Source organism: Vibrio makurazakiensis (assembly GCF_050337375.1).
Classification (GTDB): Bacteria; Pseudomonadota; Gammaproteobacteria; order Enterobacterales; family Vibrionaceae; genus Vibrio; species Vibrio makurazakiensis.
This window is the reverse complement of sequence record NZ_JAKJSW010000017.1, coordinates 82,204-98,268: the sequence shown is the minus strand read 5'-3', so window position 1 is coordinate 98,268 and position 16,065 is coordinate 82,204. Positions and strand designations below refer to the sequence as shown.

General features: G+C 43.2%; 18 protein-coding genes. 5 read left to right on the top strand and 13 right to left on the bottom strand.

Translation table 11 applies throughout. The features are described from left to right. Positions 1-61: 61 nt before the first annotated feature. From ompR to greB, 4 genes are all read right to left on the bottom strand, one after another. Positions 62-781 (bottom strand): osmolarity response regulator transcription factor OmpR, encoded by a 720-nt coding sequence (gene ompR, locus L4C33_RS01510; RefSeq protein WP_428810704.1) that lies wholly within the window; start codon positions 779-781, stop codon positions 62-64. A 432-nt stretch (positions 782-1,213) separates the two neighbouring features. Next, a complete protein-coding gene (locus tag L4C33_RS01505) occupies positions 1,214-1,423 on the bottom strand; it encodes a hypothetical protein (RefSeq protein WP_428810703.1) in 210 nt (69 codons plus the stop codon). Positions 1,424-1,744: 321 nt separating this feature from the next. Continuing rightward, on the bottom strand, positions 1,745-1,957 hold the full coding sequence (cspE, locus tag L4C33_RS01500) for a transcription antiterminator/RNA stability regulator CspE (RefSeq protein WP_017055634.1): 213 nt from the start codon (positions 1,955-1,957) through the stop codon (positions 1,745-1,747). Between the two features lie 562 nt (positions 1,958-2,519). Then, positions 2,520-2,999: a transcription elongation factor GreB gene (greB, locus tag L4C33_RS01495; protein ID WP_428810702.1), complete on the bottom strand. Its 480-nt coding sequence runs from the start codon at positions 2,997-2,999 to the stop codon at positions 2,520-2,522. Between the two features lie 892 nt (positions 3,000-3,891). Here greB and L4C33_RS01490 point away from each other — a divergent pair. Beyond that, complete coding sequence (locus tag L4C33_RS01490; RefSeq protein ID WP_428810701.1) at positions 3,892-6,228, top strand: Tex family protein; 2,337 nt, start codon at positions 3,892-3,894, stop codon at positions 6,226-6,228. A 114-nt stretch (positions 6,229-6,342) separates the two neighbouring features. On the opposite strand, the gene L4C33_RS01485 is transcribed toward L4C33_RS01490, so the two are convergent. Both L4C33_RS01485 and bioH read right to left on the bottom strand, forming a co-directional pair. After that, positions 6,343-6,816, bottom strand: a complete 474-nt coding sequence (locus tag L4C33_RS01485) for an ATP-dependent Lon protease (protein WP_428810700.1) — start codon at positions 6,814-6,816, stop codon at positions 6,343-6,345. A gap of 173 nt (positions 6,817-6,989) precedes the next feature. Beyond that, entirely contained in the window at positions 6,990-7,757 is a 768-nt protein-coding gene (gene bioH, locus L4C33_RS01480) for a pimeloyl-ACP methyl ester esterase BioH (protein ID WP_428810699.1), read from the bottom strand. An 86-nt stretch (positions 7,758-7,843) separates the two neighbouring features. On the opposite strand from bioH, the gene L4C33_RS01475 reads away from it, so the two are divergent. The 4 genes from L4C33_RS01475 to cysQ all read left to right on the top strand — a co-directional run bounded on the left by L4C33_RS01475 (position 7,844) and on the right by cysQ (position 10,814). After that, on the top strand, positions 7,844-8,569 hold the full coding sequence (locus tag L4C33_RS01475; RefSeq protein ID WP_428810716.1) for a ComF family protein: 726 nt from the start codon (positions 7,844-7,846) through the stop codon (positions 8,567-8,569). Positions 8,570-8,678: 109 nt separating this feature from the next. Next, positions 8,679-9,263 (top strand): Fe-S biogenesis protein NfuA, encoded by a 585-nt coding sequence (gene nfuA / locus L4C33_RS01470; protein ID WP_428810715.1) that lies wholly within the window; start codon positions 8,679-8,681, stop codon positions 9,261-9,263. Positions 9,264-9,426: 163 nt separating this feature from the next. Beyond that, positions 9,427-9,981, top strand: a complete 555-nt coding sequence (gene nudE, locus L4C33_RS01465) for an ADP compounds hydrolase NudE (RefSeq protein WP_428810698.1) — start codon at positions 9,427-9,429, stop codon at positions 9,979-9,981. A gap of 5 nt (positions 9,982-9,986) precedes the next feature. Beyond that, positions 9,987-10,814 (top strand): 3'(2'),5'-bisphosphate nucleotidase CysQ, encoded by an 828-nt coding sequence (cysQ, locus tag L4C33_RS01460; protein WP_428810697.1) that lies wholly within the window; start codon positions 9,987-9,989, stop codon positions 10,812-10,814. A gap of 100 nt (positions 10,815-10,914) precedes the next feature. Here cysQ and L4C33_RS01455 read toward each other — a convergent pair whose 3' ends face one another. The 7 genes from L4C33_RS01455 to gspH are packed head-to-tail and all read right to left on the bottom strand — an operon-like array spanning position 10,915 to position 16,053. Continuing rightward, positions 10,915-11,676 carry a type II secretion system protein N gene (locus L4C33_RS01455; RefSeq protein ID WP_428810696.1) on the bottom strand — a complete coding sequence of 254 codons (762 nt, stop codon included), beginning with the start codon at positions 11,674-11,676 and terminating at the stop codon, positions 10,915-10,917. A gap of 1 nt (position 11,677) precedes the next feature. Beyond that, on the bottom strand, positions 11,678-12,169 hold the full coding sequence (locus tag L4C33_RS01450; RefSeq protein WP_428810695.1) for a type II secretion system protein M: 492 nt from the start codon (positions 12,167-12,169) through the stop codon (positions 11,678-11,680). A gap of 7 nt (positions 12,170-12,176) precedes the next feature. Further along, entirely contained in the window at positions 12,177-13,400 is a 1,224-nt protein-coding gene (gspL, locus tag L4C33_RS01445; RefSeq protein ID WP_428810694.1) for a type II secretion system protein GspL, read from the bottom strand. Then, on the bottom strand, positions 13,369-14,394 hold the full coding sequence (gene gspK / locus L4C33_RS01440) for a type II secretion system minor pseudopilin GspK (protein WP_428810693.1): 1,026 nt from the start codon (positions 14,392-14,394) through the stop codon (positions 13,369-13,371). Before gspK ends, gspL begins: the two co-directional genes overlap by 32 nt. After that, a complete protein-coding gene (gene gspJ / locus L4C33_RS01435; RefSeq protein WP_428810692.1) occupies positions 14,387-15,097 on the bottom strand; it encodes a type II secretion system minor pseudopilin GspJ in 711 nt (236 codons plus the stop codon). Before gspJ ends, gspK begins: the two co-directional genes overlap by 8 nt. Beyond that, the gene (gene gspI / locus L4C33_RS01430; RefSeq protein ID WP_428810691.1) at positions 15,081-15,458 is read right to left on the bottom strand and encodes a type II secretion system minor pseudopilin GspI; all 378 of its coding nucleotides are present in this window, start codon (positions 15,456-15,458) and stop codon (positions 15,081-15,083) included. Before gspI ends, gspJ begins: the two co-directional genes overlap by 17 nt. Next, positions 15,448-16,053: a type II secretion system minor pseudopilin GspH gene (gene gspH / locus L4C33_RS01425; RefSeq protein WP_428810690.1), complete on the bottom strand. Its 606-nt coding sequence runs from the start codon at positions 16,051-16,053 to the stop codon at positions 15,448-15,450. The genes gspI and gspH overlap by 11 nt, the downstream gene beginning before the upstream one ends. Positions 16,054-16,065 lie beyond the last annotated feature (12 nt).

The following is a 16,065-nucleotide window of genomic DNA, read 5'->3' as shown; positions in this document are numbered from 1 at the left end:
TGATCTGGAAGACTCTAACCCCTATTCATGAACAGGGGTTAGTAATACGTAATGAGGTGATTTATACCGCTTTGCCATCAGGGACAAATACGTAACCCAAACCCCACACGGTTTGAATATAGCGAGGTTTACTTGGATCTTCTTCAAGCATTCGACGTAAACGAGAGATCTGCACGTCAATTGAGCGTTCCATTGCGGAATATTCACGGCCACGCGCCATATTCATTAACTTATCACGCGACATTGGCTCACGCGCGTTAGTCACTAGAGATTTCAATACCGCAAACTCACCAGAAGTGAGAGGCATTGGATCCTCACCACGGAACATTTCACGAGTACCTAAATTTAAACGGAATTCACCGAATTCAACCATAGACTCTTCGGCACTCGGGGCACCCGGCGCTTCAATCACCTGACGACGCATTACTGCCTTAATACGAGCAAGCAGTTCACGAGGGTTGAATGGTTTAGGTAAGTAGTCATCAGCACCAACTTCTAAACCAACAATACGATCGACTTCGTCACCTTTCGCAGTGAGCATCAAAATCGGCAGCATATTGTTAGCATTACGCAGACGACGACAGATCGACAAACCATCTTCACCTGGCAACATTAAATCTAAGACCATTAAATGAAAATTTTCACGCGTTAGTAGGCGGTCCATTTGCTCACTGTTTGCCACGCTACGGACTTGGAAGCCCTGCTCTGACAAATAACGTTCTAGTAATGCACGCAAACGAGCATCATCATCGACCACTAAAATTTTATAATTTTCTTGCATGTAATGATTCCACCTATGAAAAACTTACGCCTGAAATTTAAGATTTGGGGTAAGGCATTAAAAATGTAACATTCTTAGCGCAAATGTCGCCCAAAGAATTGTTAACGTATGTTGCCTATCTATATATTCTATCTTAGAACATGATTTAACTAAGTCAGAGTTATGAAAACAAACTCAATTACTCGCGAGGGTTATGAAAAACTGGTGAAAGAACAGATTTTTTGTGACGAGAGGGTTATCTAGAGATGCTCATAAGTTAGCGACGAGGGAGAATCGGTGTGGTGTGCTCTCAAAGAATTCAGCAATGGAAGGCGCAAACCTAAGAATCTGATAACAAGCAAAATTTGTAGAGTCGTAGTGTGCAGATTTATGGTGGAGAAAGGAGTATAAAATGAAGCTGCGACAGGCAGCTACTACCTATGTGTAGGTTCGTTAAGCTAGAATACTAAAGTCACCAAGAAGACCGTTATGTTGATCGGTAATGCTTCCCGTTAAGGTCATTTCGCAGTATGAAAATTTCATGTGCATGTCATCAACATTTCCGTTCACCAGCACGTGGCGTCTTAAAATATCACTATTAAGTTGGTGAATAATGCCATCCCAAGAAAGGTTATCTTTAAATAAGTTAAATGTAATCTTCATATTATTCCTACTTTTTATTCATTGTTTGTTTTTGTCTTTTTTGTTGAAACCAAAAAAGTTTACGACTGATTGAACGAGACATAATGAGTCCTTATTTATTTTCGTCAGATATAACGAAGCCTGCAGTATATTTAAATACTACTAGTGAAATATATTAATAAAATTTTATTTATAAAAACGAAGTAAATAAGAAGCGTAACGACAAATACAAAGATGTATTGGAATAATGTTGGATATTTTCGAGAGGAGTTATAAATAATTACTATGGAGAGGGGGAAAGTGACGCAAGCAGTAATCTACCACTTGCGCCTACTTTAAATCTTATACAGCTACAACGTTTGCAGCTTGAAGACCTTTTTGGCCTTGCTCTACTTCGAAAGACACTTGCTGGCCTTCTTTAAGAGTCTTGAAACCTTCAGAAGCGATTGCACGGAAGTGAACGAATACGTCAGCACCGCCGTTGTCTTGAGTTAGAAAACCAAAACCTTTCTCTTCGTTAAACCACTTTACTACGCCGTTTGTTTTGTTAGACATGTTGTGTCCCTTATATAAAATAAAAATTAATCGCGAAAATGCGATGCGCTGAGAGCTTGAATTATTTAATGTATCTATGAAGCTAAGGGAAACACTGAGGACAACAACAATAACGAAGGAATTCTGAGGGTTTTACTTTTACAACTGGATGTTTCATTTAATAACTCTGAACAACAGAGCGAGGCCATTATTAGTCATTATCCACCCTTTGTAAAGGTCTAATTGAAAATTAATACAACATTCCCTGTTTAAGACTTTGAGGAATGTCTATTTAATCTTTTATCTACTTTATCAATAGCGGATATTTAGTCCAACAAGCATCGGCACCGAAAAGCTCTTTTCTCATTAAAATAAAAATGGAGTAATATACAGACTTCTATATAGACAAGACTGAGTTCAATACCAGAATCAGCATACTAGGAAATAGTAAATAAACTTGGTGTACACCTACACTACTTATTCTGTAAGGCTTTAAGCTCTGGTGAAATTATTAATCTCATGAAAGAGTGAGAGAATAAACGGCAAAAGAACTCATCAATAAACAAGCGAGATCATCAAGTCATTAAGACTTATTGTATGAGATTGAATTCACGAACCACTCTTTGTCCCCTTCCGGTGTCCTCACGACAAACTCATCATCCACTTCCTTTTTAAGCAAGGCACGAGCCATCGGGGAATCAATAGAGATGTAGCCCTTAGCATCTCCATAAATCTCTTCAGGACCAACAATCCGAAACTTTTTGACCTCACCATCTTCATTTTCAATCTCGACCCAAGCCCCGAAGAACACTTTTCCTTCCTGCTGCGGCGAGTAATCAACAATGGTGACATCAGGTAAGAATTTACGCAGAAAACGTACACGGCGGTCGATTTGACGAAGTAAACGCTTATTGAACGTATAGTCTGCATTTTCAGAACGATCACCAAGGCCTGCAGCCCAAGTTACAATTTTCGTAATTTCAGGTCGCTTTTCGTGCCATAGATGGTCATGTTCGGCTTTAAGTTTGTTGTAGCCTTCTCGGGTGATAAGTTTGGTTTTCAATTCAATAACCTTGAGTATCTATAAGTGTTGTATAGCTTTTTTGATAGCGTAGAGAGTGAGCATGTGAAAAGTTGATTTCTACCCATCTGATGAAACTATACTTCCGTTTTCCTCAGGCTCCAATTTATTACGTATCGAAATTCTGATGAAATCGCGTTCAGTGCGTTTCAGGCTAGCTCAGCAAGCAAAAATACCGTGAACTATTAGATAACTAGAGAGCTGTGGATATGACTCAATGATTCGACAAGAAAGCGAACGTTAGGTTGATGACCAAAAATAAAGCCCTAGAAAAAGGAAACCCCGTTAAGCTTTCGCCTAACGGGGTTAAGTTCTTTCGTAGTCATCCTGCTACTATTTATCTCTTCGAGATAAGGTGCTCCCTGCATCTATCCTTGACTCTGGTTAAATCCTTTAACCTATTTCCATTTTCTTCATCGCCATCCTAGCGGTGTCCTTTATGCCTATCATCCTGACAGACTTATCTCATCCAGAGATTCTACTTCCTTGCTGACTACTCATCCTAAGCAATCAAATCTTCATCCTGAAGATACCTAGTCCATTAGGCTTTTTCCTGTTCCTGCCAACATCCTGTCGACAAGTTAAATATTACGCTAAACCACCCTACTTCCTAGCCATAGAATACAAAAAAGCTTACACAACCAAGATCACACTTTAAATAAAACAATTATAATCAATTAGTTACAATTGATTATTGCTAAAAACCTTAATTTAGAACGCAATACTCTCACGCTCGTTGTGAGAGATCTCTTACAAAAGAGATATCAGATCACCAGAACATGGTCCTAAACCTCAATATTCAAAGGCTAGAGCTAGAAAAATGGAGCCATTAACCCCATATCCCTAACATCATAATAAATACGAGAACCCACGGATGAGCCAAGCTATCTGTAAATTGATTGCTCAAGAACTCAATGTTCGACCTGAGCAAGTCATCGCTGCTGTAAACTTGATCGATGATGGCAACACAGTTCCATTTATTGCACGTTACCGTAAAGAAGTAACCGGAGCGTTAGATGACACCCAGCTTCGTAACCTAGACAGCCGCCTTTCTTATTTGCGTGAGCTTGATGATCGCCGTCAAACCATTCTCAAATCGATCCAAGAACAGGGAAAAATGACACCTGAATTGGAACGAGACATCGCCCAAGCAGATAGCAAAACTCGCCTTGAAGATTTGTATTTACCTTACAAACCTAAGCGCCGAACTAAAGGTCAAATTGCGATTGAAGCAGGCCTTGAACCACTGGCAGACAAACTATGGAGCGAACCACAAACGGATCCTGAGTCGGAAGCAAGTTCGTACATCAATACTGACAAAGGGATTGCAGACAGCAAGGCTGCATTAGACGGCGCTCGCGCAATTGTCATGGAGCGTATTGCTGAAGACGCAAACTTACTAGAAAAGATCCGCCAGCACCTGACCCGTAATGCTGAGCTTGGCGCTCGCGTTGTAGCAGGTAAAGAAAATGCAGGCGAGAAATTCAAAGATTACTTTGAGCATAACGAAGCCTTAAGCAAAATACCTTCCCACCGTGCGCTAGCCATGCTGCGTGGTCGTAACGAAGGCTTTTTGACTCTTGCAATGAATGCTGACCCAGCGCAAGAAGAAAGCATTCGCAGCTCTTACTGTGAAACCATCATCGCAGACCATTATGGCATCTCGTTAAGCAGCGCACCTGCCGACGTTTGGCGTAAACAAGTCATCAGTTGGGCATGGCGTATCAAAGTTTCTATGCACATGGAAACTGAATTGATGGGTGCAATGAAAGAACGCGCTGAAATTGAAGCGATTGAAGTATTCGCAACTAACCTAAAAGACTTGCTGATGGCTGCGCCTGCAGGTCCTCGTGCAACACTTGGCCTTGACCCTGGTTTACGTACTGGTTCGAAAATCGCGGTAGTGGATGCTACCGGTAAAGTATTGGCCACAGAAACCATTTACCCACACCCACCGCAAAAACAATACGACAAATCAGCGCATGTCGTTGAGCAAATGGTTCGACAGTTTAATGTTGATTTAATTGCTATTGGTAATGGTACCGCTTCACGTGAGACAGACAGCTTCGTCGCTGATGTGATTAAACGCGGCAACCTTAAGGTGCAAAAAATCATCGTCAGTGAAGCTGGGGCTTCGGTGTACTCTGCCTCTGAACTGGCTGCGAAAGAATTCCCAAATATGGATGTATCTATACGTGGCGCAGTTTCGATTGCTCGTCGACTACAAGACCCACTAGCAGAGCTGGTGAAGATTGACCCTAAATCGATTGGTGTGGGCCAATACCAACACGATGTTAGCCAAACCATGCTTGCTAAGCGCCTAGATGCCATTGTGGAAGACTGTGTAAACGCGGTTGGTGTGGACGTAAATACTGCATCAGCTGCACTGTTAACACGTGTTGCTGGTTTATCAACGACTATCGCGCAAAACATTGTCGATTATCGTGATGAAAATGGCCGTTTTAACGCCCGTACTACACTGAAAAAGGTGGCGCGTCTTGGGCCAAAAGCGTTTGAACAGTGTGCTGGTTTCCTACGCATTATGGATGGTAAGAACCCACTTGATGCGTCTTCTGTTCACCCAGAAGCGTACCCAATTGTTAAAGCGATTGCCGAGAAAAACCAAAAAGACATTAAATCTCTGGTTGGTGACTCTGATTTCCTACGTGGATTGCATGCTATCGATTATACCGATGAGAACTTTGGTGTACCGACCATTAGTGACATCATCAAAGAACTTGATAAGCCAGGCCGTGACCCTCGCCCTGAATTTAAGACAGCCACTTTCGCTGAAGGAGTGAACAGTGTTTCTGACCTTGAACCGGGTATGATTTTGGAAGGCGTCGTATCAAACGTCGCTAACTTTGGCGCATTTGTTGATATCGGCGTACACCAAGATGGCCTTGTGCATATCTCAGCGCTAACCGACCGTTATGTCTCTGACCCTCGTGAAGTAGTCAAAGCTGGTGATATTGTAAAAGTAAAAGTGATGGAAGTAGATGCACAGCGTAAGCGTATTGCATTAACTATGCGTATGAAAGACGAACCTGGTCAAGACAACCGATCGCAACGTTCTCAATCAACCAGCAATAATTCAGCACCTCGTGGTAATCAGCGCCCTGCTCAGCAAGGTCAACGCCGTCGTGAAGAGCCACAAAATGCCGCTATGGGTGGCGCGTTTGCCGCTGCATTTGCCAAAGCGAAGAAATAGTCAGCTTTTTTAACGGGCTAAAAATCAAAACCCACTTTAGATTCTAAAGTGGGTTTTATTTTAGCGCTTCCCCTAGAGTTACTCTTTCCAAGCTTTTGTTCTTTACAACTCAAACTATAAGACAGCTATAACTTCTGATGGGGTATGAGGGGCGACAGCATGACCATAATGGTACTTAATGATCTTTCGCCGCTTCTCCATCTGACCTTCTTTTATTGCCGCATCTAAAACATGCTTAGGTAGCCGAAAACGCATCGTGTAACCTTTTCCTTGATTGGCACTGTAAGTCTGTAATGCCAATAAATCGAATAGCCGTTCCAAAGTGCTTTTAGGGTCTTCGTGATAAACCGAATTCGCCTCAGAATCCTCATCTATCCCATAACTAGGATGATCCGAGGGATCCCAGGCAGATTGCTTTCGCCTTTTATCTTCAGATTTAACCCTTTGCTCTGCTCTGGTTCTCGCCATCGCAACAGTTGGAGCTATTGGTTCACGTACTTTGTTTTCACGCGCTACTTGTTCTGTTTGCACATTAACGGACGGGGCGATCAGTGGCACACTAACTACAGTTGCAGGTGACACAATCATCGCGAGACCTCCTAAGTATCGCCTGAAGCAATGTCTGCAATTAAGCTAAGTTTAGCCTCTCATTCTCACCACTAAACCAAACTCAAAAGCAGCCCCATTAAAACCTTCAAGCCATGCTTTTAGATTTCTTTGGTTAGATTATATATCGACCACATTGATTATAATTTTAGCAATTATTTACTTGAGAAGCTTATTAACTGGTTACAGAATGTATCTGCTTCGGTCATAAATGGTGCGTGTGAGGACTGGCTAAATACGTATTGTTCGGTACCTGGGAGTGCCTTTTCTAGATCTTTCGCGACTTTTAATGGCACTAACCCATCCAACCTTCCGTACAAACGAAGCATAGGTACAGAGACTTGAGGAAGCTGTGAGCGTAGGTCAACATCAGACAGCATTTGTAGGCCTGCAAGTAGTGATTCAGGGTTAGGTAACGGGCGTGAAAGCACAGCTTGCTTAAGCAGCTTAACGTCTTGACGAGCAGAAGGGCTACCCATAGCTTGCAACGCCATGAAACGCTCTATCGTTGTTTGAAAATCTTCAACCAATTGCTCAGTAAATGCCGTTAATACACTAGGTTGAATGCCTCGCCACGGCTTGTCTGCTGCAAACTTAGGGGAACTGGCGACAGTCACAAGCTTACTCACAAAATCAGCATGGTGTAGCGCCATATGCGTTGCAACTAAACCGCCTAATGACCACCCAACCCAAATCGCATTGCTTGGCGCATCTATTATGAGACTCTGAGATATTTCTTCGAGAGTTTGAGCGTGAATATGAGCGCTATGACCGTAGCCAGGCAAATCAACGACGTGCACGGTAAATTGCTTTTCTAACGTCGTAACGGTTTGCTGCCACACAGCTCCATTCATTCCCCAGCCATGTACTAATACAAGATCAGGTCCAGAACCCGACACTTGCCAATATAATGCTTTGCTCATGCTCTCACTCTTCCCTACTTTTTCCACCAACAGCCGCAACAAACGGCTGTTAGCTTATTAACTATGACTCTAAATAATTGGCAATTATGGTATCGGATTGGCTACAAAAAACCACACAACAATACTTACCATTGCAATGTGACCTATGCGGACTGCCTAAAGAGAAGCATGACAATCACAGTATTTGGTGTGTAACCTGTCTCAGCCATTTTTCCGAAACATCCCGCTGTCAGCGCTGTGGTTTAGAAACTCTGACAGCAGTTGAACAGTGTGGTCAATGCCTTACGGCGCCCCCGCCCTGGCAGCGCTTATATTGTGTTAGCGACTACACATTTCCCACCTCACGCTATATCCACCAGCTTAAATACGCTAAAAAATTTTGGGTTGCTCGAGATCTTGCGAAGTTACTTGCCCCCAAAATAGAGTCTCCAGCCCCTTTAATCACCAGTGTGCCACTGCACTGGAGCCGATACATACAACGAGGCTTCAATCAAAGTGCGTTACTTTGTGATTACCTTGCTAAGGAATTACATACGCCAGCACAAGATCGACATACGTTGACTCAGCATCAAATATTTAAACGAATTCGTTCGACGTCCTTCCAACATGGTTTAACCAAAGATCAACGCCAACAGAACTTACGCAACGCTTTCACCTTGAATAAACAACCAACGCAAACCCATGTCGCGATTTTGGACGATGTCGTCACCACAGGCAGTACCGTGCAGCATTTATGTGATTTATTGCTTGAAGTGGGTGTCAAAAGAATTGATATTTACTGTATCTGCCGCACTCCTGAACCCTTGACGTAGCTTAGCTTGTGTTAATTTTGCACAACAATCCTACAGAAAAGGGCTGAATTACGATTCTGACAGGAGTAGAATGGCCGTAATAGCCTACAAATTTACTCAGGTATTCGTCGTGTCAAATATTACAATTACAGAAACAGCTCAAACTCACTTTGCTAACCTGCTGGGTCAACAACCTGAAGGCACTAACATTCGTGTGTTCGTGGTAAACCCTGGTACTCAAAATGCTGAGTGTGGTGTGTCTTACTGCCCACCAGAAGCGGTAGAATCAACTGATACCGTGCTGTCTTTTGAAAGTTTCTCTGCGTATGTAGATGAACTCAGCCTACCTTTCCTAGATGAAGCTGAAATTGATTTCGTTACAGACAAAATGGGTTCTCAGCTAACATTAAAAGCACCGAACGCTAAAATGCGTAAAGTAGCGGATGATGCATCACTGATTGAACGTGTTGAATACGCAATCCAAACACAAGTAAACCCACAACTTGCTGGTCACGGCGGTCACGTTAGCCTAGTAGAAATCACAGAAGATGGCGCAGCGATTGTTGCATTCGGCGGTGGTTGTAACGGTTGTTCAATGGTTGATGTAACACTAAAAGAAGGCATCGAGAAAGAGCTTCTTCAGCAGTTTGAAGGTGAATTAACAGCGGTTCGTGACGCAACAGAGCACGATCGCGGTGAGCACTCTTACTACTAGCTCTTACTGCTATAATAACTAGTCAGTAACGATCGAAATTCGAAATCAAAGGTTGATGTGAAAACATCAGCCTTTTTTAATATCTATAATAAATAGCTAGTGTCAATCAGTGTGATTTTCTCATATATTACTAATCATACTTTCTAGCTAAGGAGCGAGCGAAATGACAAAAAGGACTCTGCCAGAAATTCTGGCTAAGCAAACTGTCGCTCAATCAAGACTATTTTCTATTGAGTCTCTCGACTTACGTTTTTCTAACGGTGTAGAACGAACTTACGAACGAATGAAACCAAGTGGACGCAATGCCGTCATGATGGTTCCCATCACTGAAAGCGGTGACATTCTACTGGTTCGTGAATACGCAGCTGGAACAGAGCGTTATGAGCTAGGGTTTCCAAAAGGGTTAATTGACCCGGGCGAAAATCCTGCACAAGCCGCCAATAGAGAGCTAAAAGAAGAGATAGGTTTAGGTGCAAATAAACTGACACCATTAAAAGAAGTTGTCCTTGCGCCTTCTTATTTTTCGAGCAAGATGACCCTATTCATTGCAGAAGACCTATACTCAGAAAAGCTAGAAGGTGATGAACCAGAACCATTAGATGTTGTGCGCTGGCCATTAGCTCAAGCCGAAGAGTTACTGACTCACCTCGACTTTTGCGAAGCTCGCAGCATAACCGCCCTACTACTAGCAATCAGAATATTAAAAGAGCAAGAGTAGCCATTATGCCCATAACAAAAGACCTCTCCAACCTACTCCCTTCTGTGATAGAAGTTGCTCGTTCTGCTGGGCAACTTATCCTCGAAATTTACGAGAAAAAAGATTACGAAGAATTCACTAAAAGCGACAACACGCCAGTAACCAGTGCCGATTTAGCGGCACACAAGCTTATCTCACAACGCTTAAGAGAACTCACACCTGATATTCCAGTACTCTCCGAAGAAGACGCTGATATTAGCTTTGAGCAGCGCTCACAATGGGATCGTTACTGGCTTGTAGACCCACTTGATGGTACTCAAGAATTCATCGCTCGCAGTGGCGACTTTGCCACAATTATTGCTTTAATTGAACATAATCGACCAGTGATGGGGGTTGTTTATGCTCCAGTTTCTGGTGTGACTTATTACGCTTATTCAGGCAAGGGCGCTTGGAAAATCCCAGAAATGGATGATAGCGTTAAGATACAGACTCACAAGCATGAGCAACCTAATCAGTCGATTGCCATTGCGATCAGTCGTCGCCAAGACATCAATCGTATTACTAGCCGCATGAGCTCAAAATGGAACTACGACCTAGTCCCGTTGGGTTCTGCAGCTCTTAAAGCCTGCTTGGTTGCCGAAGGTGCTGTGGACTGCTACTTACGCTTAGGTCCAACAGGCGAATGGGATACCGCTGCAACCCAATGTATTGTCGAAGAAGCTGGCGGACGTATTCTTAATACTCACCTAAAACCTTTGTCTTACAATGAAAGAGAAACACTAGAAAACCCAAATTTCATTGTCTTAGGCGATAACGAATTACCGTGGGATGAAATTTTAGAAGGAAAAGATTAATCCTTCCCTATCTTGTAACTCATCGCTAAACGAAAAAAGCTCTAACATACCGTTAGAGCTTTTTTGTAGGTTGGCGCTGCCAGTTTATAAGTGCATACGTTTATAGCTTGCCTTGATAATTAAACTGGTATTGTCCTTGATTATTCGGAGAGCCGAGCCACTTTAGCTGACTGCCCATCGCAGAGGGGAATTCAGCTTCCGGTTTAAACCAAGCAGAAGCGGAGTAATGTTTATTATTCCCCAACTGAGCAGAGAACTCACTATTCACTTCAAGGCTACTCTGTTCGCCCTTCACTGTAATATTGTTATCTACACATACAATGTCAGCAATGACAGGCCCAAGATTAAGTGCTCCAAGTGGTGATTCGACACCACTGTTACTCCACGCTAGCGTACCTTCAGCCGTTTGACACCAAGGCTGAGCATGAACAGCATGTCGCACAGTCAATTCTAATTGCCCCGACACCGTCAATGGAACAGGGATTGCTGGAGCGTAATCTAATACTTTTTCTGCTGGGATCGCTGCTACTAAGTTTTCAACATAAGCTCCGCCGAAGCTATAGCCGATAAACCCCTTACCTCGCAAATCCATATCGCTTTGTCGGCCAAAACGAACCGCAACTTCTGCTTTCGCTTGTAATAACTTTGCGAACTGGAAGTCCCATTGTACTGCGCCGTAGTTTACGTTGTTCCATGACACAGCAGTTGCACTTCCTTGCCACAACGAACCGTCAATGCCTTCAATCACTAAACCGCGAACAGGAGGTAATTGCTTTAATGCAAAAGATGCTGGTAAATGCAAAATCAAGCTGACAGAAAAGCAGCTCACAAATATTGCTGTGTATAAAAAACCACGTTTCACATTAACCTCGCTTAAACTGCAGTCGGTTGACTTCTATGACACCTGACTTATCTGAACGATCAATATCCATGAACTCAACCTCAACCCCTTGTTTCTCTTTCAAGTAAGTTAACCAGTCTACAAACTGATTAAAGGGTAAAGGTTTGATCCATACCTGTAGCATTTCACCGCGAGGTTGGACTCGTATTAATTCAATTTTGTAACGGCGAATCGATGAAGACACTACTTGATTCAAAGGCTGAGTTGAAACAATAGCCCCATTGCTTGAACGTAGTTCAGATATTTCATCCGCTTTATTTTTTACCCAGCTTAACAGCTGTTTTTCACTTTGAATTCGAGTTTGTGCAAGCTCTGCTCTCTGGGTTAAAGGCTGCAATAGCCCCCAATAGATCGCACCAACTACCAACAGTAGCGAACATCCGATAACTAAACGTTGTTCACGTTGGCTTATTGAACTCCACCAAGCTTGCAGCGATTCCATTAAATTTTTCATCGTGTCCTCACTGACGCTTTAGTACAAAACTGCCAAAGACAGCGTCGCCATTTCGATTGAGTGGACCTTGTTCAACTAAGAACTGCTCTGACAGCTGAGTTCGAGCTTCTTCAAAGCTTTGGAAGTCTTTACTTTTTGCTTGAATTCGTACTTCGCCACGATTGCCATCGTACTTAATACTTTCAAGCTCAATCGCAGTCACTTTGCCTATCGTTTCAGGCAATAGGGTAAACCACCCCATCACTGAGTCTCCGACTGATGAGCCACCCAGACGATTCGCTTCATCGTTCATTTGACGCTTCAAATAACTGACCGTAGGGATCTTACGTTTATTAGGAAATACAGTTCGGAAAATCCGCTCACTTTCAGCTCGGTAAGCATTAGCCTGCGCTTCTGATTGCTGGACTAATAACACCTGTTGCACAACTAACACTGAAACAAGGAAACACGCTGCGACGGCCACTTTTTGCCAAATACGCCAGTATTTAATCAACGACGATTTCGCTTTAAAACTGCCTGTCAGCAAGTTAACAGAGCTTGTGATCGCCTGCTGGCTCAATAAGCCTATCACCAATTCAGCCGGCTTCGCTTGCCACTCAACATGCTCACGATTACCCATATCGATAGCTGGCATCGCGGTATAACTGTTAATGGGCAATGCTGCTTCCAATTCATGTTCGAACCAATCAGACGTCATAAATAATGACAACCAGTTCTCATCGACCGATGCGACTTTGAACGCGCCGTACCGCAGTAACCATTGATTATGAATTTTCAGCGCAGACACACCTTGCGTTTCAATCGGCATAGCGAACGTATCAGGCAGCACCTTACGCAAAACAATGTCGTTGTCAGCAAAGCTTTGAACAATATGGGTTAACCACTTACGCTCAACACCACACACGGTCGCACTGTCTGATTTTTTATCTAGGATAGAAAAATGAAGATCATCGACATCTTGTGCCACTTCATCTTCTAATAAATATGGCAGCATCGATTCAAACTGACGCGCTGCGCCATTTGGGATTTCTACGTCAGTCACTAAGCAGTCACTACCCGATAATAAGGCGATACAACTTCTTTGCTGCGCATAAGGCGTCAACTCATCTAATTGCTGCCAGCTAGCCAATTCACCACTGGCTATCACTTCTTGCTGGCTTGTCGACCAAACGCACCACGGCACAGGGCTCTGCGGTTCACTACTCAGTCGAACGGTCAGAAACTCGCTCACTGATTCCTCCAAAGCGACGACGTACTACAGTCGCTGTTTCTCGGTTATCACTATAGAGAAGGCTGCGAATTCGCACGCGAGACTTTTCCACTAATATTTCTGCATCTAATTCAAAGTAGGCGCTATCAACACCTAAGTATGGCTGAGCCTGTTTACGAATATCTTCCGTTACTGCCGACATCGATGCTTCTGCAAAGAAATCATTGATCGACGACCACCCATCAAAAGGGCGGTCTTTCAGTAGTGATTGAGCATTCGATAAGCTTAAGTTTGGCGCAAACATCGCGACTAATAACGCCGCTTGTTCAGGCATAACCGTATTCACATTCAACTTCCACTCATCGGTCGGTAAAGCACATATATAAGGAGCGACTTTCTGCATCACGTCACCTGTGACTTGATAAACAGCGCGTAATTCACTGCTGTCTGCAAGCAAGCTGTTTGCTGCTAAGTAAGCCGGCTTCATCCCTTCATACGTACTGTCTTCAACGCCAGAAACGGTATTAATCTCGTTATTCTTATCAACAAACTCCCATGTAGAGTTTGCTATCACTTCCGCTTTATAGGGCTCAACCTCAAGCTCTTTCATTAAGGTTTGCCACACTTTGACTTCATAAGGAGCGTTGTTGCTGCCTGTTGGAACGGTAGCCTGAGACAATGCATTAAGGTTGAAACATGCTTGCTTGTCCCACACTCGCCCACGAACCTGACCATAATCGAGTGGAAACACTTGTTCTTCCTGTGCCCACTGTTGGCTTAAATTAATAGTTTCGTTATCAGAATAACTTTGCTTGATGCCAGCTAAAGCTAACCCTTCGACGCCCAGGCTATACCAGTAAGCTTGTTGGTAGTTAAGTTGATTTCCTACACGCTTAAATTGTGTAAAAAGCCTTTCAGACATACTGGCTGCAATAGTCGCCATGATCGCTAATAGCATCAGGATGACAATTAAAGCGACACCACGTTGGTGTTTAACGGAACGATGACTAACCATTTTCATCACTCTCTTCGTCAGCATTATCTGAGTTCAGCTTTCCGCCAGAGGTCAAATAAACCCGCTCCACAGAATCATAATCTTGAAGCTTTAGGATAACCTTAACGGCTTTTGGTAGTTCCATGTTAGCAAGCCACTCTTTTTTCCAGCTTTTTCCATCATAGAACTCAAGCGTAAAATCATCGATCTCACTTAAAATCGGCGTGATCACACCTTGCTGCCCCTGTGGAGTATCTGAGTAACGCCACCAGACTCTTTCAAGAGTTTCACCATTCATCCGATACCCGACTTTCGTCACTTCCCCTCGCGGAAACTGCTGCTGCGGGTTGTGCCAACCAAGGCGAGTAAACATCACGCCCTTAGTATCGGAATCCAATAAATTGTTTTGCCAATCGATCAACTTAGATGATGGTTCTTCGCCGTTAGTGCGAAACTGGCGTAATGCCATTTGTCGAAAATCATTATCTAATATGACCAAAGCACGTTGTAGCTCATTCAACCTCGTCGTACGTTCAAGTGATAACTCATTGCTACGCTGAACCTGATTGACCACTTGGTATGCGGCAATACTTAGCGTTGAAAAAATTGCGATAGCCACCAGCACCTCAATCAAGGTGAAACCCGATGGTATGTGAGAGCTTAATCGCGTCTTAGTTCGTCGTGACATATTAGTTTTTAGCCACATATTAGTTCTTAGCAACATAGCTTTGCACAGTGACGACTGGTGAACTGTCTTTAGCTGTTGCAACACTCACTTCGAACGCTTTCAATAAATCACCCGTCGTGCTCACAGGTGTTACTTTCCAATACCAATCGCGCCCAGCCATCYCTTGTTTCCCATTTGTCTTCGCAAGCTTATCAGGGTGTAACATCACCGTTGCTAGTTGATTATCTGCAACCATTGAAGCAAACATTTTTTCTTCTAAATAGCTCACGGTATTTATGTGTTGGGTGACAGCTCGAATCACGCTGATCGCAGCAGTCGCAAAAATAGCTAAGGCCACCAGAACTTCAAGTAATGTCATACCTCGAGAACGTCGGTGAGAGTTAAAATTACTCTTCATCTTCAACTTCTCCCGGTGCGAATAATTTAATGACGCCACTCTCATTCACTTTAACTCGCCAACTGTCTTTTAGTGCGTCTCCCGAATTAGGGTAAAAAGACACGGCAAACGGAGTTAGCTCAGCGCTCGATAGAACAAATATTTGAGGTGGAGGTAATGGTTTATCTTCCTCAAATTCGGCAAACATCTCTTCATCAAACAAGGAGCCAGGCTCAAATAAACGATCATCGCCACCCCATACTTCACTGCCTAAAGTCAAAGACATCGTCACATCATTAGGCAATAACGTAGAAGAAGGGATTTTATCAAAGTCCGTTTCCTGCCAGCCATCAGAAGCTAAAGTCATTAATAAGTAATTCGATTTCTCTTCGTTAATACGAACACCGAAATCTAACCCACTTAATACAGCTTCTTCATTGAGTAACTGTAAACGCTGATAGAAGCTATGTGCATACTGCTTCGATTGATCTGAGCTACTTGGAGGAATGGTGGCAATAACGGCCACAGCAGTAACCGATAACAATACGAGCACCAGCAATATTTCAATTAACGTAAAGCCTTTTGATTCTGGCTTCACTTTAAGTTCTTTAAGCATGCTGACCTTCAT

Coding starts and splice junctions, on each gene's coding strand:
- nudE (WP_428810698.1), top strand. CDS start 9,427: ATGACAAAAAGGACTCTGCCAGAAATTCTGGCTAAGCAAACTGTCGCT.
- gspJ (WP_428810692.1), bottom strand. CDS start 15,097: ATGTTGCTAAGAACTAATATGTGGCTAAAAACTAATATGTCACGACGA.
- gspK (WP_428810693.1), bottom strand. CDS start 14,394: ATGGTTAGTCATCGTTCCGTTAAACACCAACGTGGTGTCGCTTTAATT.
- L4C33_RS01450 (WP_428810695.1), bottom strand. CDS start 12,169: ATGAAAAATTTAATGGAATCGCTGCAAGCTTGGTGGAGTTCAATAAGC.
- ompR (WP_428810704.1), bottom strand. CDS start 781: ATGCAAGAAAATTATAAAATTTTAGTGGTCGATGATGATGCTCGTTTG.
- gspH (WP_428810690.1), bottom strand. CDS start 16,053: ATGCTTAAAGAACTTAAAGTGAAGCCAGAATCAAAAGGCTTTACGTTA.
- bioH (WP_428810699.1), bottom strand. CDS start 7,757: ATGAGCAAAGCATTATATTGGCAAGTGTCGGGTTCTGGACCTGATCTT.
- L4C33_RS01475 (WP_428810716.1), top strand. CDS start 7,844: ATGGTATCGGATTGGCTACAAAAAACCACACAACAATACTTACCATTG.
- L4C33_RS01490 (WP_428810701.1), top strand. CDS start 3,892: ATGAGCCAAGCTATCTGTAAATTGATTGCTCAAGAACTCAATGTTCGA.
- cysQ (WP_428810697.1), top strand. CDS start 9,987: ATGCCCATAACAAAAGACCTCTCCAACCTACTCCCTTCTGTGATAGAA.
- L4C33_RS01485 (WP_428810700.1), bottom strand. CDS start 6,816: ATGATTGTGTCACCTGCAACTGTAGTTAGTGTGCCACTGATCGCCCCG.
- L4C33_RS01505 (WP_428810703.1), bottom strand. CDS start 1,423: ATGAAGATTACATTTAACTTATTTAAAGATAACCTTTCTTGGGATGGC.
- cspE (WP_017055634.1), bottom strand. CDS start 1,957: ATGTCTAACAAAACAAACGGCGTAGTAAAGTGGTTTAACGAAGAGAAA.